This is a genomic window from Aeromonas sp. Y311-2 (assembly GCF_027706025.1).
Classification (GTDB): domain Bacteria; phylum Pseudomonadota; class Gammaproteobacteria; order Enterobacterales; family Aeromonadaceae; genus Aeromonas; species Aeromonas veronii.
Genome location: NZ_JAPDCL010000002.1, coordinates 1 through 21567, shown reverse-complemented (window position 1 = coordinate 21567; position 21567 = coordinate 1). Strand labels below are relative to the sequence as shown.

The 21567-nt window shown below is 60.8% G+C and carries 13 protein-coding genes and 2 tRNA genes; 5 read left to right on the top strand and 10 right to left on the bottom strand.

The genetic code is table 11. The features are described 5' to 3' along the window. Positions 1-26 precede the first annotated feature (26 nt). From dhbA to OKC42_RS02065, 4 genes are read right to left on the bottom strand one after another with little or no spacing between them, the layout of a single operon-like run. Entirely contained in the window at positions 27-788 is a 762-nt protein-coding gene (gene dhbA / locus OKC42_RS02080; RefSeq protein WP_270819013.1) for a 2,3-dihydro-2,3-dihydroxybenzoate dehydrogenase, read from the bottom strand. Beyond that, the gene (locus OKC42_RS02075) at positions 785-1717 is read right to left on the bottom strand and encodes an isochorismatase family protein (RefSeq protein WP_270819012.1); all 933 of its coding nucleotides are present in this window, start codon (positions 1715-1717) and stop codon (positions 785-787) included. The genes dhbA and OKC42_RS02075 overlap by 4 nt, the downstream gene beginning before the upstream one ends. Beyond that, a complete protein-coding gene (locus OKC42_RS02070; protein WP_270819011.1) occupies positions 1714-3360 on the bottom strand; it encodes a (2,3-dihydroxybenzoyl)adenylate synthase in 1647 nt (548 codons plus the stop codon). The genes OKC42_RS02075 and OKC42_RS02070 overlap by 4 nt, the downstream gene beginning before the upstream one ends. Continuing rightward, positions 3357-4505 (bottom strand): isochorismate synthase, encoded by a 1149-nt coding sequence (locus OKC42_RS02065; RefSeq protein WP_270819010.1) that lies wholly within the window; start codon positions 4503-4505, stop codon positions 3357-3359. Before OKC42_RS02065 ends, OKC42_RS02070 begins: the two co-directional genes overlap by 4 nt. Positions 4506-4771: 266 nt before the next feature. On the opposite strand from OKC42_RS02065, the gene OKC42_RS02060 reads away from it, so the two are divergent. Further along, positions 4772-6724: a TonB-dependent receptor domain-containing protein gene (locus OKC42_RS02060; RefSeq protein ID WP_216955108.1), complete on the top strand. Its 1953-nt coding sequence runs from the start codon at positions 4772-4774 to the stop codon at positions 6722-6724. Positions 6725-6849: 125 nt separating this feature from the next. Further along, positions 6850-7914, top strand: a complete 1065-nt coding sequence (locus OKC42_RS02055) for a 3-deoxy-7-phosphoheptulonate synthase (protein WP_270656593.1) — start codon at positions 6850-6852, stop codon at positions 7912-7914. A gap of 77 nt (positions 7915-7991) precedes the next feature. Here the strand turns inward: OKC42_RS02055 and OKC42_RS02050 are convergent, their stop codons facing one another. The 3 genes from OKC42_RS02050 to OKC42_RS02040 form a co-directional block, all read right to left on the bottom strand. Continuing rightward, positions 7992-8990: a LacI family DNA-binding transcriptional regulator gene (locus tag OKC42_RS02050; protein WP_227094893.1), complete on the bottom strand. Its 999-nt coding sequence runs from the start codon at positions 8988-8990 to the stop codon at positions 7992-7994. A 177-nt stretch (positions 8991-9167) separates the two neighbouring features. Further along, entirely contained in the window at positions 9168-11069 is a 1902-nt protein-coding gene (locus OKC42_RS02045; RefSeq protein WP_040066126.1) for a transglycosylase SLT domain-containing protein, read from the bottom strand. Between the two features lie 99 nt (positions 11070-11168). After that, positions 11169-13673, bottom strand: coding sequence for a putative bifunctional diguanylate cyclase/phosphodiesterase (locus OKC42_RS02040; protein WP_021231088.1), 2505 nt, complete (start codon positions 13671-13673; stop codon positions 11169-11171). A gap of 368 nt (positions 13674-14041) precedes the next feature. Between OKC42_RS02040 and hpf the strand changes: the two genes are divergently transcribed. Further along, entirely contained in the window at positions 14042-14380 is a 339-nt protein-coding gene (hpf, locus tag OKC42_RS02035; RefSeq protein ID WP_005334257.1) for a ribosome hibernation-promoting factor, HPF/YfiA family, read from the top strand. A gap of 111 nt (positions 14381-14491) precedes the next feature. Here hpf and OKC42_RS02030 read toward each other — a convergent pair whose 3' ends face one another. Continuing rightward, entirely contained in the window at positions 14492-15001 is a 510-nt protein-coding gene (locus OKC42_RS02030; RefSeq protein WP_100654827.1) for a VC2046/SO_2500 family protein, read from the bottom strand. A 124-nt stretch (positions 15002-15125) separates the two neighbouring features. Here OKC42_RS02030 and OKC42_RS02025 point away from each other — a divergent pair. Then, a tRNA-Tyr gene (locus OKC42_RS02025) sits at positions 15126-15210 on the top strand. A 38-nt stretch (positions 15211-15248) separates the two neighbouring features. Continuing rightward, positions 15249-15333 (top strand) — tRNA-Tyr (locus OKC42_RS02020). A gap of 176 nt (positions 15334-15509) precedes the next feature. Here the strand turns inward: OKC42_RS02020 and tamB are convergent. Together tamB and tamA are read right to left on the bottom strand one after the other, a co-directional pair. Then, complete coding sequence (gene tamB / locus OKC42_RS02015) at positions 15510-19331, bottom strand: autotransporter assembly complex protein TamB (RefSeq protein ID WP_270656591.1); 3822 nt, start codon at positions 19329-19331, stop codon at positions 15510-15512. Between the two features lie 61 nt (positions 19332-19392). Next, entirely contained in the window at positions 19393-21168 is a 1776-nt protein-coding gene (gene tamA / locus OKC42_RS02010; RefSeq protein WP_005334265.1) for an autotransporter assembly complex protein TamA, read from the bottom strand. Positions 21169-21567 lie beyond the last annotated feature (399 nt).

The window sequence follows — 21567 nt, the reverse complement described above, 5'->3', positions numbered from 1 at the left end:
CGCCTGCCAGACCGGCAGCGCGCGGGCTAGACCCCCAATGTGGCACCGCCATCGACCACCAGATCCTGCAGGGTGATATGGCTGGCGGCATCGGAGGCGAGAAACAGCACGCAAGCAGCCACCTCGTCGGGGGTCCCAAGTTTGCCAAGGGGGATCCCCAGCTTGAACTGCCCGGGCAGACCCGCGATGGTGCGCAGTTCCCCTTCGCGCAGTTCCCCCTCCTGCCACATGCCGTACAGCATGGGGGTACGGGTCGAGCCCGGTGACACCAGATTGCAGCGCACGCCGTAGGGAGCAAGTTCCAGCCCTGCCGTTTGGGTGAGACTGGCCAGCGCCGCCTTGGAGGCGCCATAGATGCCCATCCCCACTCGTGGCACCCGACCGGCATTGGAGGAGACATTGACGATGGCGCCCCTGCGCCGTCCCTGAAACCAGGGGGTCAGGGCCCGCATCAGGTAGAAGGGGGCGAAGGTATTGATGGCGAAGGTGCGTTGCAAGAGGGCGTCATCCACCTCATCGATCCTGCCGGTCGCCAGTACGCCAGCGACATTGACCAGCACATCGGGCCCCAGCCCCTCGTCCAGCAGCTGTTCGCAGCAGCGGGTCACAGCCTCGCTGTCGCTCACATCGATCACCACCCCCTTCACGTTGCCGGGCAGCGCCTCGGCCAGTTGCAGATCGAACGCCACCACGCTGGCCCCCGCCTCGGCAAAGGTGCGAGCCACCGCATGGCCAATTCCCTGCGCCGCGCCGGTCACCCAGACGGTTCTGCCTTGCCACTCGCTCATGGGGTGCACTCCGGTTCGCTGATGTGCTCTTCGTTGACCTGATAAGCCGTGTTCTGACTGACATTAAGCTGACGGGAGAGGAGCGCCCACCAGTGAGCCAGGGTCGGCGTACGGGCCAGCTCGGCCAGCTCCACCACCAGCCCCTGCTGACGCCACTCTTCCACCAGCCCCATCACCGCCAGCGAGTCGAGGCCGTAGTCGAGCAGATTGTCATCATCGGTGGGCTGCTCCTGCTGCATCTCGGCGGGCAGCCGCGCCAACACCTGAGCACGCAGCGACTCGCGAGTCAGGGGGCGTTTGCTGGCCGCCATCACCTCGGCCACGGTAATCACCCGACCGGCATTGCGGCTGACGTAGGAGAGCGCCAGCAGATGATCCTCGCGGGAGAAGTCGGCGATGGCATCTGCCACCAGGAAGGGGCGGATATCGCGCATAAACGCATCGACCGCCGTCTGCATCACCCCGATATGGCCATAGATGCCGCAGATCACCAGCTGATCCCGCCCCCATCCGGCCATCAGTTCGGCCAGCGGTGAGCGGCAAAAAGCGCTGTAGCGCCACTTGGTCAGCACCGTATCCTGCGGCTCGGGCGCCAGCGCAGGAACGATGGGTTGGCGCTCCGGCGCACGGGTCAGCCCCGGTCCCCACATGTCATTGAGCAGCGCCCGATCGGCCTGACTCTGTTCGGCGGGCTGGGCGGTGTAGACCACCGGCATGCCGAGGGCACGCGCCTGACGGATCAGGGTGGCGATATGGTCGATGACCTGATTGATTAGCGGATTGTCCGGCCCGTAGAAGTCGACGAAATAGTGCTGCATATCGTGGACCAGCAAGGCGGCGCGGCCCGGTTCGAAGGGCCAGTTCACCCGCCCGGTGGGCAGATCCTCAGCGGTGGGCAGCGGATAGGCGGCGAGGGATTGAATGGTCATGCACACTCCTTGGCGAGCTGCTCGCGCAGCGTCTGTTTGTCTATCTTGCCGACCGGGGTGTGGGGCAGTTGCTCCACCAGCACCAAGCGATCGGGCAGTTTGTAATCGGCCACCCCCTGCTCGCGCAGGAAACGGCGCAAGCGGGGCAGATTGAGGGGCTCGCGGCACATCAAAAAGGCGCAGCTGCGCTCCCCGAGCATGGGATCGGGCATGGCGACCAGTGCCGCCTGCCGCACCTCCGGGTGGGTCAGCAGCAGCTCTTCAATCTCGAGGGCGTCGATCTTCTCCCCCCCCCGGTTGATCTGATCCTTGTTGCGCCCCACCACCATCAGATGACCGCTGGGCAAGCGGCAGACCAGATCGCCGGTGCAGTAGAAACCGTCCCGGTCAAAAGCCCGCTGATTGTGGGCATCAGCCTTGAAGTAGCCGCGAAAGGTGTAGGGGCCACGCGTCCAGAGCTCGCCGCACTCGCCATCGGGCAAGGGGCGTCCGTCTCTGCCTCGCACCTCCACCTCATCGCCCGGGCTCATCGGGCGGCCCTGGGTATTGACGATGTGCCACTGGTCATCCTCGATGCGGGTGTAGTTGACCAGCCCCTCGGCCATGCCGAACACCTGCTGCAGGCGGCAACCAAGGCGGCTCGCTACCGCCTCGGCATGAGCCGGGCTGAGGCGCGCGCCGCCCACCTGCACACACTCCAGAGAGGTCTGCGGATAGTGGCTGGCCGCCTCCAGCCAGAGCGCCAGAGCCGGTGGCACCAGTGCCGCCCAGTTGACCTGATGGCGCTGCACCAGCGGCAGACAGGTTGCTGCAGAGGGATCCTTTGCCAACACCACGCAGCCACCGGCATAAAACACCCCGAGTGCGCCGGGGGAGCTCAGGGGAAAATTGTGGGGCGCAGGCAGGGCACAGAGATAGATCACCCGCTCATCCCAGCCGCACACCGCTACGCTCTGGCGCACGCTGTAGCCATAGTCATCGTGGGTACGGGGGATCAGTTTGGGGGTGCCGGTGCTGCCGCCGGAGAGCTGGAAAAAAGCGACTTGATCGGCCGGGGTAGGAGTTGGCGCGATAGCCGTCAGCGGCGAACCATCAGCACGGGCTATCGGGTCAGGCTGACACCATGCAAATCCTGACTGAAGATCGGAGCCTTCTGCCTGCTCGAACAGCAGTGTCTGGCAAAAAGGCGATACCAGCTCATCAAGGGCCGCCAAGCTCCCCGCTTCATCGGCAAAGCCGGGATGGGAGGGGCTGAGTACCAGCAAGGCGGGCTCAATTTGGCGGGCAAAGGCCACCAGCTCGCGCCGCTGATGACTGTAGAGGGCGTGCACCGCCACTACGCCGCAGCGGATCAGGGCAAACCAGCAGATATAGAACTCGGTGCAGTTGGGCAACTGCACCAGCGCACTATCGCCATGGCCCAGCCCGCGCGCCGCCAACCGCACTGCCAGCGCATCAACCTCACGTTTTAACTGGCCATAACTGAGAGTGCGTTCACCGCAGATCAGGGCCGTGCGCTCGGGATAACGTTCGGCGGAGTCATCGAGCAGGGCGGTGAGCGGTTGCCCGCGCCACCACCCTTGCGCACGGTAGTGGGCTGCCAGCTCGGCGGGCCAGGGGGTAAAGGGCACCAGCGGCTTCATGCAGTTACCTCCGGCTCCCGGCTCTCGAGGCCAAACGCCCGCAGCATGGTGCCAAGCTTGGCGGCGGTCTCTTGCCACTCAGCTTCCGGCGAAGAGCCCACCACTACCCCGGCGCCGGCATAGAGCCGCAGCTGCTTGCCGGCCAGCACGCCACAGCGAATGGTGACTACCCACTCGCCATTGCCATCGGCATCCATCCAACCAACGGCGCCGCAGTAGAAGCGGCGATCGTACCCCTCAAGCCGGGCGATGGCCTGACGCGCTGCCGAGAGCGGCGTGCCGCATACCGCTGGTGTCGGGTGCAGCGCCAGCGCCAGTGCCAGCACGGGAGATGGCTCATGGAGCCGTCCGGCGATGCGGGTCGAGAGGTGCCACATGGTAGGGGTCGCGATCACCTGCGGCTCCGCGGGCACATCCAGCTCGCGGCAGAAGGGAGCGAGGGCCGCAGCAACCGCATCGGCCACCAGCGCATGTTCATAGCGATCTTTTTGCGCCCCAAGCAGTTCGGCACTGGCCGCATGTTGATCAGGAAACGCGTGGCGCGGACGGGAACCCGCCAGCGGATTGCTCACCACCGCCATCTCGCTGCGCGATACCAGCAGCTCGGGGCTCGCACCAAGCAGGGTCTCCCCATCCGGCAGCGGGATCTGGAACACATAGGCGCCCGGATTCTGGGCCAGCAGAGAGCCATAGGCGTGTGCGGGGGAGGTCTGCTCTGCGCTCTGCACGTCGATGGCGCGTGACAACACCACTTTCTCGAGTTGCCCCTCGCTGAACTGCTGCAACGCTGCCCGCACCGCCCCCTGATAGTGGGCGGAGCTGGTCACTTCGCTCACCTCGCCATGGAGCTGGCAACAGCTGGCGGGCAACAGCGCATCCCTTGCGACCCACTGCGATTGCGCCGGGATCACCAGATGCCAGGGAGATTGGGTATCAAACGGAATGGCGCCGATGGCGATGGGATTGACCATCCCCTGCTGGCGCAACTGACGCAGATGGGCGAGCAGCTTCTCCGGCGGGATGCCGGTAAAACTGTCGTGGATACCGGAGGCGACCAGTACCCTGTCACCGCTGGCAAAACAGCACACTTTATCCAGCCCGACCGCTGTGGCGGGCCACTCTCCTTCCAGTGCATGGTCACACATGACGGTGCTACTCCTTGGAATGAATCACTGCCTGACACGACTTAAAGTGAGCCATTTGACTCACCAGATATCAGGGTGAACGGCATCCTAACAAGGAGCGAAAAAACGATCAATACAAATGAGAATCAATTTCATTAACTTCTTTTTAGTCAAAAGAGAGTGACGAACGAAACTGAGCTTCGCCGATAAAAAAGAGTTGCGATCGGAGCAAATTAAATTTGATAATGATAACGCTTATCATTTGAATGTTATGGAAGATGTAAATAATGAAATCCTCAACCTCCCGTTTTATTGCTCCCAGCCTGCTGGCCACCACCATCGTCACTCTGCTGACCCAGCAAGCGATCGCCGCCAGCAACGCCCCTCAAGTCGATGAGGTGATCACCGTCACCACCACGGCGCACAATACCCGCTCGGCGCCAGCCTCTATCTCTGTCATCACGGCCGAACAGATCGCCGCAGCGCCCGTCAATGACCTTGCCGACCTGCTGCGCCACGAAGTGGGCATTCAGGCTGAAGCTGACACCAATGGCCGCAGCGATATCGGTATTCGCGGCATGTCCGGCAAGTACACCCTGGTACTGGTGGATGGCAAACGCCTCTCCTCCTCCAATGCCCTGTGGCGCGGCGGCAACTTCGACAACACTCCCGTGCCCCTTGGCATGATCCAGCGGGTCGAGGTGATCCGTGGCCCCATGTCGGCACTTTATGGCTCCGATGCCATCGGTGGTGTCATCAACATCATCACCAAGCAGCCGGGCAAAACCTGGCAAGGGGCGGCCGATGCCGACTTCAAAGCCATCGAGGGCAAGGATGGCGGCGATCAGCACAGAACCAACCTGGGCTTTACCGGCCCGCTGACCGACAACCTGCTGATCCGGATGAACGGCGAGGTGTATGACCGTCAAGCCTGGACCCCCACCGAAGCTGCTGACGGCATCCCCCTTATCGAAGCCAAACAGACCCGCAACTTCGCCTCCACCCTCAGCTGGCTGGTGGATGAGCAGCAGCGCTTCGAGCTGGATTACCTCTACAACCAGGATGAGCGGCCTCTCGATATCTTCCGTAAAACCGGCAACAAGGTGCACAGCCGCCAGCAGCAAAACGATCGCAACCTGTTTGGTCTGACCCACAAGGGGAACTGGAGCTGGGGTGACACCACCGTCATGGCCAACTATGAAAGCTCCCAGATCGATGATTTCAATACCAGCTACTCGGCCCCGCAGCAGCGCGAACTGGAAGAGAACACCTTGACCCTCAAGGGCTACACCAACCTGGCGCTGGCCAACCACTACCTGACCCTGGGTGGTGAATATCTGGATCGGGAGCTGGTGGATGCGGTGAGCTACAAGGATATCGGCGGCAAGGAGAGTCACTCTCAGGAGGCGCTGTTCGCTCAGGACGAAATTGGCCTGACCGACAGCCTGACCTTCACGCTGGGCGGCCGTTACGATCACCACGAGATCTACGGCAGCCACTTCACCCCGCGCGGCTATCTGGTCTATGAGATGAACGATGTGGTGACCGTCAAGGGCGGGGTCAGCCAAGCCTTCAAGGCTCCGGCACCACACCAGTACTCCAACGGCTACAGCATCGAGAGCTGCGGCGGCAGCTGCCGCATCTATGGCAGCGACAAGGTCAAGCCGGAAACCAGCACCAACTACGAGCTGGGTGTCATCGCAGGAGAAGGGATCTGGGAAACCAGCGCTACCCTCTTCTACTCCGACATCGACGACATGCTCACCTTCAAGCAGTTGCCGAACTCCACTGACCGCACCTGGTACAACCTGGAGAAAGCCACCACCAAGGGGCTGGAGCTGACCGGCAAGCTCGATCTGACCGACAATATCAACCTTGGCGCCAACTACACCTACCTCAAGGCGGAAGGCGATCAGGGTCAGGCACTGCCCGAGCGGCCGGAGCACAAGGCCAATGCCAAGATCACCTGGCAGGCCACCGAGCGGGTCAATGCCTTCGTTGGCACCACCTACACCGGCACCCAGTTTGCCGAGCAGACCGTCAACAAGGTTGTCGTACTGCACAAGCTGCCCAGCTATCAGACCTTCGATCTCGGTACCGGCTTCAAGGTCACCGAGAACTTTGACCTGCGACTGGGGATCAACAACCTGACCGACGTGCGCCTGCAAGAGAAAGATACTGTCTTCCAGAACGTCGAACCGGGTCGCAGCTACTACGTCAGCGGCTCAGCCCGCTTCTAAGGTAGCCAAGGTCGATATAACAGAGCGCGGGCCCATGCCCGCGCTCTGTTAACCAAGAAAATAAGGGGAAGATCCCCACTGGACAGCAAAGAGCATGCAGATTTCCATTTTCATCAGGATCGCTCATGTTCACCTCACTTCTGAATGCTTCACCCCTTGCCACCCTGCCCACCCCTGACGAGATGTTAAAGGCCAGACCCTGTCCGGCACGGCTCGCTCGCCAGATCGCTCGCAGCCGCCAGCAAGCCCGCCATATTCTGCAGGGAGAGGATGATCGCCTGCTGCTGGTGATCGGCCCCTGCTCCATTCACGATCCGGCAGCCGCCCGCGACTATGGTGGCCGGCTCGCTGAACTGCAGGGCCAATACGGGGAGCAGCTGCAACTGGTGATGCGCACCTATTTCGAAAAGCCGCGCACGACGCTCGGCTGGAAAGGATTTATCTTCGATCCCGACCTCGATGGCAGCGATCAACTGGAAAAGGGACTAACCCAGGCTCGGGAGTTACTGTTGGCACTTGGACAGGAAGGGCTCGCCTGTGCCACCGAATTTCTCGATCTCACCAGCATGCTCTATCTGGGCGATCTCATCAGCTGGGGTGCCATTGGCGCCCGCACCACCGAATCCCAGCTCCACCGCCAACTGGCCTCCGCCCTCCCCTGCCCCATCGGTTTTAAAAACGGCACCGACGGCAATATCCGGATCGCGGTAGAGGCGATCCTCGCCAGCCGAGCGGCCCACCTCTATACCCAGCCTTCCGGTAATGGCCAGCTGGCACTGGTGCGCAGCCATGGCAACCCCGACTGCCACCTGATCCTGCGCGGTGGCCGCCAGCCCAACTATCAGAGCTGTCATGTGGCAGAGGCTGGCGACTTGCTGCGCCAGCATCATCTGTCACTCCGGCTGATGATCGATTGCAGCCACGGCAACAGCCAGAAGCAGCATGCCCGCCAGCTGCTGGTTGCCCGTGACATTGCCGACCAGCTGGGTGCTGGTAGCCATGCCATCGCCGCCATCATGGTGGAAAGTTTTATCTGCGAAGGGCATCAGGATATCGGCAGCAAACCGCTACGCTACGGCCAGTCGATCACCGATAGCTGCATCGGCTGGGAACAGACAAGGCAACTGCTCGATATGGTGGCAGAAGGGGTGGAGGCGCGCCGTCAACAGCGGATCGCCCTGGCGGGATAAATAGCGGATTAGAGAGACAACGCAGAAAAGAGTGTGGCCCCGATAGGGCCACCTTGTTGTTCACTGTTTGACGCACATCAGGCGACTGACTCACGCTCCACCAGCTGGGCTTCAAACTTGAGCGCCAAGCCGTCCACCGGCTTGTGATCGAGCAGACGCAGTGCCAGCTCGGCTGCGCGGCTGCCCATCTCCTCGATGGGGTAGCGCACCGTGGTGAGCTTGGGATAGATGTAGCGGGCGTAGGGGATATCGTCGAACCCCACCACCGATACCTGCTGCGGGATCTTGTAACCCCGCTCCAGCAGGCAAGAGATCGCCCCCGCCACCATGCCATCGTTGAAACCGAGCACGGCCGTGAACTCGACACCACGGGCCAGCAGTTCACTCATCGCCACATATCCGCCATTTTCGTCGGCATAGGCGCGGCTGACGAGAGCAGGATCAAAGGCGATCCCGGCTCTCGCCAGAGTTTGGGTGTAACCGGCCATCCGCTGCTGACCATCGACAAACTCTTCATCATCGGAGGTGATAAAGGCGATGTTGCGATGACCGGCATCCAGCAAGTGCTGGCACGCGGTGGTGATCCCCGCCTGGTTATCGAGCCAGACGCAGCGATCCTCAAAGCCCGGCACCTGACGGTTGATAAACACGATGGGAGTGGTACCCGCCGCCAGCTCGCTCAGCTCCTCGTCCGGAAGCGCCTTGCTGTGGAGGATCAGCGCATCGCACTGGCGCTGCAGCAGCGCCTGAATGGCGTGACGCTCGCGTGCGATATCGTGGTTGCCAGACATGACGATGGTGAACTTGTTGGCCTGATCGACCATGGTTTCGATGCCACGCATCATCTGGGCAAAGAAGGGGCCGCCGCAGAGGTCGCCAACCAGCACGCCAATGCAGTTGGAACGCTTGCTGACCAGTGCCTGGGCAAAACTGTTGGGTCGAAAATTCAGTTCCTTCATGGCCGCCAGTACGGCCTCACGCTTTTCCGGTGCTACCTGTGCCGTGTTGTTGATAACCCGCGACACGGTGGAGATAGACACATTTGCCAGCTGAGAAACGTCTTTAATCGTTGCCACTATCCATTCCTTTATTGTGGGGGAACCTGTCGGTGCCGACGCCCGAGTATACCCTGCGGCCTGATGCAATTCCCGGAGCCAGGTCACCAGGCATGTTTCCTTTGGTAACAAAACCTTACCCGATGATACCCGGCAGCAGGGAAATTTGAAAACAGGGGCCGGCTGGCGGCCCCCGACTCAATAGGCGTGATTGAGCTCCCGCTCTGACATGAAGCGCAGCGGCTGCTGCAGCTTGTGCTGATAAATGAGATCGAACGACAACACGTTTTGCACGTAGTTGCGGGTCTCCTTGTAGGGGATGCTCTCGACCCACACGTCCATCGGCTTGTTGTCACTCTGCTCTCGCCAGCGTTTTACCCGTCCCGGCCCGGCGTTGTAGGCGGCGGCCGCCAGGATCCGGTTGCCATCATAGACATCCAGCAAGCGCTTGAGATAGGCGCTCCCCAGACGAATATTCATCGTCGGATCAAACAGTTGCTGCTCGTTGCGATAGGGCACCCCCAGCTTGCCGGCAGTCTCTTTGGCAGTAGCAGGCATCAGTTGCATCAGACCGCGCGCCCCCACCGGCGACTGGGCCAGCGGATAGAGAGCACTCTCCTGACGGGAGATGGCGTAGAGCAAACTGGTGTTCATGGTACGCTCTTGCGCCATCTGGGAGAAGGTGCGCTTGAGCGGCAGCGGGAAGCGCAGGTCGAGGGCATCCCACGCTTCGGCGCGAATGCTGGCGAGAATGGCCAGCTCGTGCCAGCCCTGATTGAGGGCGATATGACCAAACTCGATGCGCTGGGCCACCGGATTGCGATCCATGTTGTGGATCCACTCCGAGCGGGCCGCCGCAATCTCGTTCATCGACAGCAGCTCGCGCACCCGCAACAGGAAGGGCCAGCGCTGACTGGCAGTGCGCCAGTCCGGTACATGCTTGACGCTCTGGTTCTTGATGCGATAGGGCACACCGGTGCGCTGGGCCGCCATGAAACCGTAGAAACCACGCAGGTTGGCAGTCTCCAGATAGAGATCCCGCGCCGGTTTTTGCTGCCCCTGCACTTCAAGGGAGCGCGCCATCCAGTAGCGCCAGCGATCCTCTTTCTGACGGGCCATCGGCATCATCTTCACCCAGCCGGAGAGGCCACGCCAATCCTGCTCCCAGATGGCCAGTCGCGCCCGCAGCTCGGTAATGTCGGGATCCGCCAGCTTTTTCACCGTGCTGTCGACCCAGCTGCGCTGGGCAATGGAGCGATCCAGCAGCAGGCGGCGGGCAATGGCACGCTCTACCGGTTTCACCTCAGCCTGGGTCAGGCCGAAACGGCTGCGAAACAGCGCAAGCTGGCGCAGCACCGACTCCGGCTCCTGATTGGCATAGCGGGTCAAACCGAGGGAGAGCAGCTTGCGGGAATAGGGATTGCTGCTGAAATAGGCCGGGTTCATCGCCTTGGCGGGCTGCTCAAACAGGGTCACCATCTGATCGCCATAGCTTTGCAAGCCGCTACCCAGGGTCGCGCCAAGGTGGCGGATCAGATTGGGGTTTTCCGCCTCGAACGCCAGCGTCATCCGCTGCCAGATCTTCTCCTGGGTTCGCTGACCGGATGCCTGCCACAGCTGGAACAGCGGGGAGCAGGCATCGGGACGGGATTGGCCGCTCATCCAGATCTTGCCCGCCCCCTGCAACGCCTCTTTCGGCTTGCCGGTGTAATAGAGCGCCTGATAGTGCATGCAGAGCAGGTCGGTGGAGCTCGGCTTGGCCGGATAGAAGCGCAGGAACTGCGACCACTGCTGGCTCTGGGCCAGATAGGTCAGATAGCTGCGCTCCAGCCGGTTGGACTGGGGGGTATCCCCATGCTGGCGGATAAAGCGGGTCACATCGTTGTAATCCGCCGCCCCCGGACGAAAGGCGAGCTGATAGTAATCGAGGTAAGGGAGCAGGGGGTAATGGGTCAAACGGGCACGAATTTGCTGGAAACGGGCCTGATCATTGGCCCGTACGGCGTCATACGCCTGACGGTAGAGCGTCTGGTCGGCAGTCTGCGCCATCAGGGTCGGCACAAACAGCGCCGACAAAACAATTCCCCATACAGCTTTCACTGAACATCTCCATTGAGGGCAATACACCGCCCGGTGGCGGTGGGTCTACTGCCTCTCATTCTACCCGTTGCCGGGCAGCGCTACAGCGGGGAGCAGGGACTATTTTTCTGACTCGCTCAGCTGCATTTCGCGCAGTTGCTCCGGTCTGGTCAGACGCTGTACATATTTCTCCAGATAGGGCACCGGCAGCGGCTTGGAGGCGAGATAGCCCTGATAGAAACTGCACCCCTGCGCCTTGAGAAACTCCAGTTGCTGACGGGACTCCACCCCTTCTGCCGTGACGTTGAACCCCATATGTCGCGCCATGGCGATCACCGCCTCGACGATGGCCATGTTGTCGCCATCTTTCGGGATGTCCTGAATGAAGGAGCGGTCGATCTTGAGCTCATCGGCAGGCAGCCGCTTGAGGTAGCTCAGAGAGGAGTAACCGGCGCCAAAATCGTCGATGGCAAAGCTGATGCCGAGCTCCTTGAGCTCGGTCATCTTGCTGATGGTGTCCTCGGCATGACCCAGCACCACGGATTCGGTGATCTCCAGATTGAGGCAGGCCGGATCCATGCCGGTTTGCGCCAACACATCGTGGATCCGCTCGACAAAATCGGTGGCATGGAACTGCTTGGCACTGACGTTGACCGAGATCTGCGGAATATGGATGCCGTTCTCCTCCCACAGCACATACTGGGCACACGCCTCGTGCAGCACCCAGTTGCCGATATCGACAATCAGGTCCGTCTCCTCGGCGATGGGGATAAACTCGGCCGGCGAGACCAGCGAGCGACCGGCCGGCTGCCAGCGAATGAGCGCCTCGACACCAATGATATCGCCGCCATCGACCATATGCTGGGGCTGATAGTAGAGGGTCAGCTCTTGCTGGCTGAGGGCGTTACGCAATTCGTTGTGAATGAGCAGACGGCGATCCGCCTGCTGCTGCATCGAGGCATCGAAGAAGCGACGGGTCTTGCGGCCAGCGGACTTGGCCTGATACATGGCGGTATCTGCCTGCTTGAGCAGATCATCGACCCCCTGCTCCCGATCCGGAAACAGGGTAATGCCGACACTGGCGCCGATGTGCAGCACCTGCCCCACATAGGTATAAGGCGCGGCAATCTCGGTGATAAGCCGTTCGGCAATGATATCGGCCTGCATCTCCGCCTGGGGCGGGCTCGCCGAGAGCGATGGCAGCAACAGTACAAACTCGTCGCCGCCGAGGCGGGCCAGACAATCCCCCTGTCGCACCAGCCGTTTGAGACGGGCGGCGACCTCCTTGAGCAGCCAGTCACCGGTGGCGTGGCCGAGGGAGTCGTTGATGGTCTTGAAGTGATCGAGATCGATAAAGAGCAGCGCGCCAATCAAGCCATCGCGGGTCGCCTCGTTGAAGGTCTGCACCAGAGTCTCGTGGAGCTGACGGCGATTGGGCAATCCAGTCAGCTCGTCGTAATAGGCGAGATCCTGAATGCGTCGCTCGGCCGCCTTGCGCTCGGAGATATCCTCGAAGCAGATGACAAAGTGGCTGATCACCCCTTTTTCATCCTGCACCGGCGTCACTATCTCCCACTGGGGATAGGTGTGACCATCGACATGGCGACGCTGGGTCTCCCCCTGCCAGCGGCTGAGGGTATTGAGCTCGTAACCGAGCCCCCCCAGATTTGGCCAGAGATCCTCTTCCAGATGCAGGCCCAGCACCGACTGGCTGTCAAAGCCGGTGATCTGGCTGAAGGCGTTGTTGACCCGCAGGATCTTGAACCCCGGATCCGTAATGATGATCCCTTCGTGGGTCTCGAATGCAACGGCAGAGAGGCGCATCTGGGCATCTGATTGCAGGCGCTCCAGCTCGGCCACCATCCGTACCGAGAAGGTATTGAGCACCGAGGTGAGGTTGCTGGTATCTGCCGGGGCCGAATAGAGCAGCGCCAGATGGCCCAGAAGTTGGCCTCTGGCATCAAACAGCGGCTGACCATAATAAGTCTGCCCGGCCGCCAGCCAGGGTTGATACTCCTGCGACTCGTCGATCACCTCGAAACAGATGGCCCCTTGCTTGTAGAGCTCCTGACAGGGGGAGCCCGCCAGCGGATAGTCCTTCTGCGCCAGCCCGTCGGCGGCCAGCACTTTGACCCGGTCGGCACCGCACAACTCACCCACCCAGACCGCATCCACCTTGAGGATATGGGCCAGCTGGCTGACCAGGGTATTGAAGAAATCGAGCCCGGTGCGGGCAGAGAGCGCCTGCGCCAACTGGGTGAGCAGGGTGGTTTGCAGCAACGGCAAAGAGAGATTGAGAGAGGAGACCGCACTGTTGGCGGTATCAAGAGGGGCCAGCCAGCCACAGCAGATCTGCTGGGTGGGCACAAACTGGCCACTCCAGAGCACATGGTTGAGCTGCCCCTGATCATCTTTCAGATGACCGATGAACTGTTCAGGCAGATGTGATTCATGAAGCCGGACGAGAAAGTCGGCAAAGCCTGCCTCATCTTCCGGTAACAGGCGAGCGGCCCAGGGATGATTGCCCTCCCCTTGCCACTGCTGGTAGGCCCCCTGATCAGAGAGACTCCACTGATCATGTTGCCGATCGAAAAACCACATGACTTGCGTGGCCTGCTGCTTCATTTACCACTCCAACACAACAACCAACCACGTTTGATGTCCAATCAGGCATAGCAACGCCCCCTGCATCCGCTCATCAGATCAGAGGTTGCGAGGGAAGAGTACAAACATGCGATATCAAGCAGTGGAAACCGGACATGAGGTCGACACGAAGTGCTGCCAAGAAGGGACAGAAACGATCCTATTCCCGTCATACTGCCTGCCAGTTTCATGGAGCTCAAGCTGTTTTTGGCACGAAACCGGAAAAGATCACAATTTATAAGTTGCTGAATAGCCAAGGGAAGGTTATGTGACATAGATCACATTTCAATCTTTACCAATGAGTAATCTGAAGGTGAAGACATAAGCAAGTCGACCCGAAGGGGGCCAATATGAAAATCGAAATTACCAGCAAAATCATCGACATCACCCCGGCTATCCGCGAGCGCATCGAATCCCGTTTTGAAAAGCTCGAACGTCTTCAGGTGCCTCTCATCACACCCCATGTGATTGTTTCCAAAGAGCGTCTGATGTTCACTGTCGAAGCCAGTGCTGGCATCCCCAACGGCAAACTGTTTGCCCAGGCAGAGCATGAGGATCTCTACGCCGCCATCAACGAACTGGGGCAAAAACTGGAGCGCCAACTCAACCGTCACACCGAAAAGCCAATTGCCCGTCGTGCCAATGCCGCGCTCAAAGAGCAGCCGCAACCGGATGAAGCTGACGCTTGATAGCATGCCGCAAGGCTAAAAATTCCAAAGAGCATAAAGGCGGGGTCACCCGCCTTTTTGTTGCCTGTGATTTGCCGACAAGCACAGCATTACACCAGTGAACAGGCGCCATCAACTGAGCCAGTGCAACCGGGTATCCACCCCCTCTTGCAAACGGTCGAGGATCGGCAGCAATACCAGCGGATCTTCCTGCCTCGGCATATCGGCCAGCTTTCCTTGCAACCGCTCCCGCGCCAGCGGCGACAGGTTATCGTAGACAGCCTCATCCAGCAGCGGTTGTTTGACCGCCAGCGGCGGTGTTTGCAGCGCCAGCCAGAGCCGCACATCCACCATGCTTCCCCCCTGTTGCAACCGCTCATTGATGGCACTGCAGTCACTCCCAACCCCTTCAGCCACCAGCACCTCTGCCGGTCTCAGGTCAAAGTGCAGACGCCAGTCACGGCTCTGGGGAGTGGCCGCCGGTTTGGCATCAAACCAGGGCTGCTCCTCCACCGCATCGGTCAGCAGGGCCAGATGCAACCGGAAATCCGCCCGATCGCCATGCTGCAGGTCACGGTTGAGGCGCTGCCCCAACTGGCCCTCATCGACGAGCAGGTGATTACGGATTGAACTGGGCAGCATGAGATAACTCTCGAAAATGGCGATTTCACTGGTTATCGGCCACAAATCCAATTCTTTTAATGGAAAAATCCTGCTTGGGGGTTCACAAAACCGGAAGATCTGTTAGTATGCGCCTCGCACTTGTGGAGGGGTTCCCGAGCGGCCAAAGGGATCAGACTGTAAATCTGACGGCTCTGCCTTCGAAGGTTCGAATCCTTCTCCCTCCACCATTCAAGTGCAAAGTAGTGACAATCAGGAAATACCCCGTGGAGGGGTTCCCGAGCGGCCAAAGGGATCAGACTGTAAATCTGACGGCTCTGCCTTCGAAGGTTCGAATCCTTCTCCCTCCACCATCATTCAGAAAACCCGGCCTAGCGCCGGGTTTTCGCATTTCTGGTCTGCCCAATCCGTTATTCCTCTGCACTCCAGTCCCTTATCGCCGTTTGTCTGCTACCGATCGCGCAATAAAAAAACGGGAGGCGTGCGCCTCCCGTTTACGTTCATATCAGCCCTGTTACGGGATGAAGCGTTACAGAGTAAAGCGATAGAAGATATCGACCGCCTGAGCCACCCCGCTCATCGCCTGCAGATAGAGCCGTGGCAATACCTCGTAGCGCAGCTTGAATTCGGCGATGGGGCTGAAAACCCCGACCCCGTACTGGAACTGCAAGCCCGGCAGCAGATAGGCCGACAGCGTCACCTGGGTGTTGTCGCCACTGCCCGCCGTATCGAGGGAGACATCGCTCATCCCGAGCGACTCGCCGATACTCGACACCACACCGTTGGCCTGACTCACCGCACCGGCCACCAGCAGACCGTTGAAACCGCCATCCTCACCGCCGGTCTGCAACCCTTTGCCGCGCAGCAGATAGGAGAGCTGTTCCGACTGCGCCATCTGCGGCTCGGAGTAGACAGTGATCTCCGGCTTGCTGGCAGGGCCGGTCACCCGCACCCCGACCGTCACCTGACCTTCTATGGTATCGGGATCCCGGTTGGCCTCGATGTTGAGGAACGGCCGATCCAGCGGACCGGAGAAGAGGATCCGCCCCTCCTTGATGATGAGGTTCTGACCGTAAGCCTTGAAGCGGCCGTTGGTCAGCACCAGCTGGCCGTTGCCTGCCAGCGGCTTCTCGGGATCCTGACGGATATTGAGGCCACCGGAGACATCGGTCTTCAACCCCATGGCATCAAGCTTCACATCGTTGCCAAGGCGGATCGCCACCTTCATCGCCAGCGGCAGACTTGCCTGCTTGGGAGCAGGGGGCAGATCGTCATAGACCACGGTCACATCGTCTGAGACCGCCACCGCCGAATCCGGCAGGCTCTTGACCAGAATACGTGCCCAGGGAATATCCACCTGACCGGTAATGCGGGTCTCCTCACCCAGCGACACCGCGATATCGGGAGAGACTCTGACCCGGCCCATGCCCGGATATTGCGCCTCCAGATCCTTACCCTGAATGGTGAGGCTGCCGCTGACCGGCATCTTGGCCCAGCTGAGCCAGCCGCCCAACGCCAGCGGTCCCTTGCCCACCAGCATGGAGCCATCGAGCTCGGCGCGGTTGCCTTCGATCTTGAGGCGGGTCACCAGCTTGGTCAGGGTCACCATGTCGGAGTGGGTCTGCACTTCACCGTCACGCAGGTTGAGCTGGCCAAACAGCAGGGGCGCCCCCAGGGTGCCGTCGAAGCGGGCATCGGCGGAGATGATCCCTTGCAGGGAGCGCACCTCAGGGATGAGCGGCGCAAAGGTATTGAGCTTGAGATCATCAAACTTGAGCTGACCACCGAGCAGACCGCGACCGGCGGGCTCCTTGATCAGCAGATCGGTATCGATATTGCCGATCTGTTTGGAGGCAAAATCGAGGCGAATGGCCGCCTGCTGCCGCTCGAAATCAAGGGCCAGAGCCAGCTGCTGATAGTCGGTCTTGAGGCCATCGGCCACAAAAGTGCCTGGTGTGGTACGCACCACCGCATGCAAGGTAGGCTGATTGCCACGCCAGCTGGCGCGGCCATCGGCCGAGAGCATCGCCTGCCAGCGGAAGTTGTCCGGCAACCAGGGGCGCAGCCGCTTGAGATCAAACTCGCTCAGGGCAAACTCCAGAGTGCCCTGGGCAGCGGAAACCTGACTCCCCTTGACGCAGAGGCTGGCCCCCTGGGAGCCGAAGCAGAGATCCCCCATCGCCAGCCGCTGACGCGGCAGATCAAGATCCAGTGCCCAGGGGGAGCTCAAGTCCCAACGGCGCAGCGGGGTTTTCAGCTGCAACTCGGAGAGCGCCCCGCGCCAGTGATCCCCGCGCACGCCGCCACCCAGCTTGAGGTTGGCGGCAACAGGGTCACCCTTCATGGTCAGGGTCAACAGATGCTGACTGATATCGCCGCTGAGATTCAGGGCCAGCTGGCTGAGCTTGGTCTCACCCTGTTTCAACTGCGCCACCAACAGCGAGAGCTCACCGGCCGGTTTGGCACCGATCACCGCATTGCCCTTGAGGCTAATGCCCTTCAGGTCGGTGCCGGCATAGTAGAGCCGCTCGGAGGCCAGATCCGCATCGATTTTTGGCGTCTGCTGATTGCCACTGACCTTCACCTGTCCCTTGATATCCCCTTTCAGGCCGGGATAGATGCCCCCCAGCTGGGGAGCCTGCAGGTTGGCATCGAGCTTCCACTGGGCGCTGCTGATACTGCCCTTGGCCTGCAACTGGTTGGGGCCACTTTGCAGCGAGAGCGCCGGGATCTGCCACTCCATCTTGTCGTTGCCGCTAAGCTCCCCCTTTAGGGCCAGCGGGTACTGGTTGAGCTTGCCATCCACCTTGAGCTTGGGCAGTTTCAGCTCCCAGTGGCCCGCCTCGTTCATCACGAAACGGCTCTCCAGCTCACCGGCCAGCGTCCCTTTCAGCTCGGGCAGCAGCTCGGCCGGATTGATCCCCTTGAACAGAGTGGTTCCCTGCCACTCGATCCCCTTGTTCCAGGCGAGCTTGCCATCGAGCTTCAGCTCCCCCTTGAGGGCGTTGAGCTGCAAGGCTATCTTGCTGAGCCGCTCCAGATCCCCCTTCCCATCCAGCGCAAGCTTGAAGGGGGGCACATCGGTCCCCTTGCCGGAGGTATTGAGGGCAAACTGGTAGCCGGAGAGCTTGCCCTTGGCAGTCAGGCTCCCTTTGTCCAGCCGATAGCTCGGCTCATCTTTGGCTGGCTTGTGCAGATCTTTGGCTGGCTTGTGCAGAGGCCAACCGAGGCTCTTCCAGTCGAGGGCCACATCAAAAGGGAGATCCGGGTCGAGCGAGGCCAGAGAGCCCTTGAGATTGGCGGCGACCGGCCCCTTGGCCGACAACGCCAACCCCAGCTTGCCGACCGAACCGCTCAGCGCCAGCGTGGCCTGCTCACCCTGCAGCTCGCCATCCAGCAGCCCCTTGCGGGCCTTGGCATCCAGCGTCACCGCCAGCGGGTAGTCGTCACTGAGCTGGATGTAGCCCTTGAGCGCCAGATCGGCCATGGCGTGGCGCAGCGAGAGCTCGCGCACCTCGATGCGATCGTCGGCAGCAGTGGCCGACAGCAGCAGCTTGTCGAGCCCTTCAATCAGCTCGCCCTGCTTATATTGCACCCGGGTCGCACTGACCCCTTCCAGCTGGATGGGGAAAGGAAGATGAATGGCGGGCAGGACAATGGGGGCTGCCTTTGCCGTGTTCGCAGCTGGCGTCCCTTTGCCCTGTTTGACGGTCTTGGCGCTGGCCTTGTCGTTGCGCGCCACCGCAGTCACGGCTTGCTTCTCGTTAGCGGCCGGCTGCTTGGCAGATTTGGCTGTGTTGACGGGTGCCGCGTCGTCCAGCGTCACCGTCAGGTTATCGAGCACCGGGCCACGTACAATCAGCCCCTTGCGGTTGAGGGTGGCGCCGATATCGAGGGACCCCAGGGTCACGGCCACGCCGGGCACTGCCAGATCGAGATCGGCTACCTTAAGGCTGTCGACCTGGATCTTGAGTGGCAGCGGGCGCCAGACAAAGGGTTCGGAAGGCTCTTCCGGTGCAGGCTCGGAGTCGGCTACCTTGACCACCGGATGGGTCACCGCCAAGGATTTTATCCAGAGCTTGCCCTGCAGCAACTTGCCGAGATCCCAGTCGAGCACGGCGCGATCCACCGTGACATCCACCAGATCATCCTGCCAGCCGGCCCCTTCCAGGGTCCAGCCGTAGCCAAGCTGACCGGCCACCAGCTCCCCCTTGAGAGAAGGAAGCGCTCCCTTGGCCTGTTGCCACAACCACTTGTTGCCCTGATGGGTAAAGCCCAGCAGGCTGACGCCGATGAGCAGCAGGAACACCAGCCCCATAAGCCAGAGAAAAATACGTTTTAGCCAGATCACAATGCAGACCCCCGCGCAAGATACAGCCGCAGCGGCCAAAGAAAAAAGCGTTTAGACAACATCATAATTCAGGCCCCAATGCGAAATGCAGCCGCAAGGGCTTGTCCTCCTCCGATACCCCGACCGCCAGATCCAGCCTGACCTGGCCGATGGGGGTGACCCAGCGCACACCGACGCCGGTACCTATTTTCCAGGGCTCGCTGTAATCGGTGGTGGAGGTGCCGCCATCCACAAACATGGCCCCCAGCCACTTCTCGCTGAAGCGGTAGTTGTATTCCAGACTGGCCACGCTGGTGTAGCGGCCACCGGTCAGCTTGCCATCCGGCCCGGTGGGGGAGATGCTCTCATAACCAAAGCCGCGCACCGTCTGATCGCCACCGGTAAAAAAACGCAGAGAAGGCGGCACCAGCGAGAAGCTGTCACCTATAATGGCCCCCTGCTCGGCCCGCATCAGGAATCTGTGGTTATCGCCGAGGGTACGCAGCCACTTGCTGCGCCCCCACACCCGCATAAAGCTGATGTCGGAACCCCATCTGGGGTCGGAGAACTCCAGCGTCAGCTGCTGGCGATCCCCCCAATCGGGCACCAGGGTACCGCGCACCCGCAGTCGGGACCAGGAGACCCCGGGGATCAGCAGCAAGCTGTTCCCCTCGTCGGCGCCCTGGGTATAGATCTCGTTCTCCAGCCGGATAAAGACGTCCCGATCCCAGCTCTCCGGCCGTCGCGTCCAGCGGTGCACACCGATGGTAGTGAGATCGGAGCGGGTATCGTTGTTGTCCTTGTACTGGTAACCGGTCTGGATGGAGTAGTAGTCCCGCAGCGGGTTGCCCACCGGGATCTGATAGTCGAAGCTGAGCTCTGCCTCCGGCGCCGACACCTTGGCGGTGGCAAACAGGCGGTGACCATAGCGGTTGACCCAGGGCTTCTCCCAGGTGGCACTCATCCGCGGCCCCACGTCGGTGGCGTAACCGATACCTGTCTCGATTTCGTGATCGACCCGGTTATCCAGCGTCACCGCGATGGGTACCCGATAGTTGCTCGCCTCGCTCAATACCGGCTTGATATCGACCTGACGGAACAGCTTGGTGGAGGAGACATCCTGCGACATCTCGGCCAGACGGATGGCGAGATAGGGGTCGCCGCTCTTGATGTTGATAAGCGGGCGAATAAGGTGAAGCGCTTCGGGAGTGGCATCGTAGCGGATCTCGCCAAAACGGTAGCGATGGCCCGATTCGAACAGAATAAAGATCTCTGCCGTCCCCTTGTCCGGGAACACCTTGACCTGACTCTTGCTCAGCTTGGCATCAAAGTAACCGCGCGCCAGCCCGAGGCTGCCCAGATCGGCCTTGATGGATTCATACTTGGCGTGGTTGAGGGGCTCGCCCTCTTTGAGGGGCAACTTGTCCAGCAGGGCGCTGTAAAGCTCGTCGCTGCCCGCATCCCCCTCCAGCAGAATATCGAGGCGGGAGACGATAACCGGCTCCCCCTTGTCCACCTCAATCACCACTTTGGACGGGGTTTTCTTGTCGCGACTCAGGGTGATTTTCGGCTGGTAGTAGCCATAAACCTGCAGCGCCTTTTGCACGCTCTCGGTGATTTTGGCGCGGGCCGGGCGGTATTGCCGCTCCTGATAGACTGGCAGGGCATTGAGATAGGCTTCAACGTTATCTTTGTTCTCCCCTTTCAACCCCTTGACCTGATAGGTGAGCTTGGCGGCAAACGCGGGCGAAGCCAGCAGCGACAGCAACAGGCCCACCCCCAGTACCCGCAGGCCGCGGCGAAACGCAGGGCCGGACAGTGAACGCCCTGCCAGCAGGGATGAAATGCATCCTGTCAAAGGTCAATATTCCTGAATCTGTGGTGAAGGAAACCAGCGCCCTTTCGGGCCAACCCCGAATGCGGCGCAGCACGCCATGCAGTGCATGGCCGTGACACAATAATGCGCGCCAGAAAAATGGCGAACCTTATCCTAACATAGGCATCGGCCAGCGACAGCGCGGTGCCATTGGCAAATTCGCCATATCTTTTAAGAGGTTGACCACAAATCACACATTTTGGTGACAATGACGACGCCCGCTTTCCCGATGAGGGCGAGCTGACCTGCCCTGAACATGCTTCACCCCGTCGTCAGGCACCATTTGTCACCTCTCCCCCTCTCTTTACCCAAAAGCACCGTAAAGCCCCGTCATTCATGGCGGGGATATAAGGTGTGAATGGCGTAGCCGTTCCATGGTTA

What these genes read in the sequence shown, in the direction of transcription:
- dhbA (WP_270819013.1), bottom strand. Translation starts at nt 788, where the DNA reads ATGAGCGAGTGGCAAGGCAGAACCGTCTGGGTGACCGGCGCGGCGCAG.
- OKC42_RS02075 (WP_270819012.1), bottom strand. Translation starts at nt 1,717, where the DNA reads ATGACCATTCAATCCCTCGCCGCCTATCCGCTGCCCACCGCTGAGGAT.
- OKC42_RS02070 (WP_270819011.1), bottom strand. Translation starts at nt 3,360, where the DNA reads ATGAAGCCGCTGGTGCCCTTTACCCCCTGGCCCGCCGAGCTGGCAGCC.
- OKC42_RS02065 (WP_270819010.1), bottom strand. Translation starts at nt 4,505, where the DNA reads ATGTGTGACCATGCACTGGAAGGAGAGTGGCCCGCCACAGCGGTCGGG.
- OKC42_RS02060 (WP_216955108.1), top strand. Translation starts at nt 4,772, where the DNA reads ATGAAATCCTCAACCTCCCGTTTTATTGCTCCCAGCCTGCTGGCCACC.
- OKC42_RS02055 (WP_270656593.1), top strand. Translation starts at nt 6,850, where the DNA reads ATGTTCACCTCACTTCTGAATGCTTCACCCCTTGCCACCCTGCCCACC.
- OKC42_RS02040 (WP_021231088.1), bottom strand. Translation starts at nt 13,673, where the DNA reads ATGAAGCAGCAGGCCACGCAAGTCATGTGGTTTTTCGATCGGCAACAT.
- hpf (WP_005334257.1), top strand. Translation starts at nt 14,042, where the DNA reads ATGAAAATCGAAATTACCAGCAAAATCATCGACATCACCCCGGCTATC.
- OKC42_RS02030 (WP_100654827.1), bottom strand. Translation starts at nt 15,001, where the DNA reads ATGCTGCCCAGTTCAATCCGTAATCACCTGCTCGTCGATGAGGGCCAG.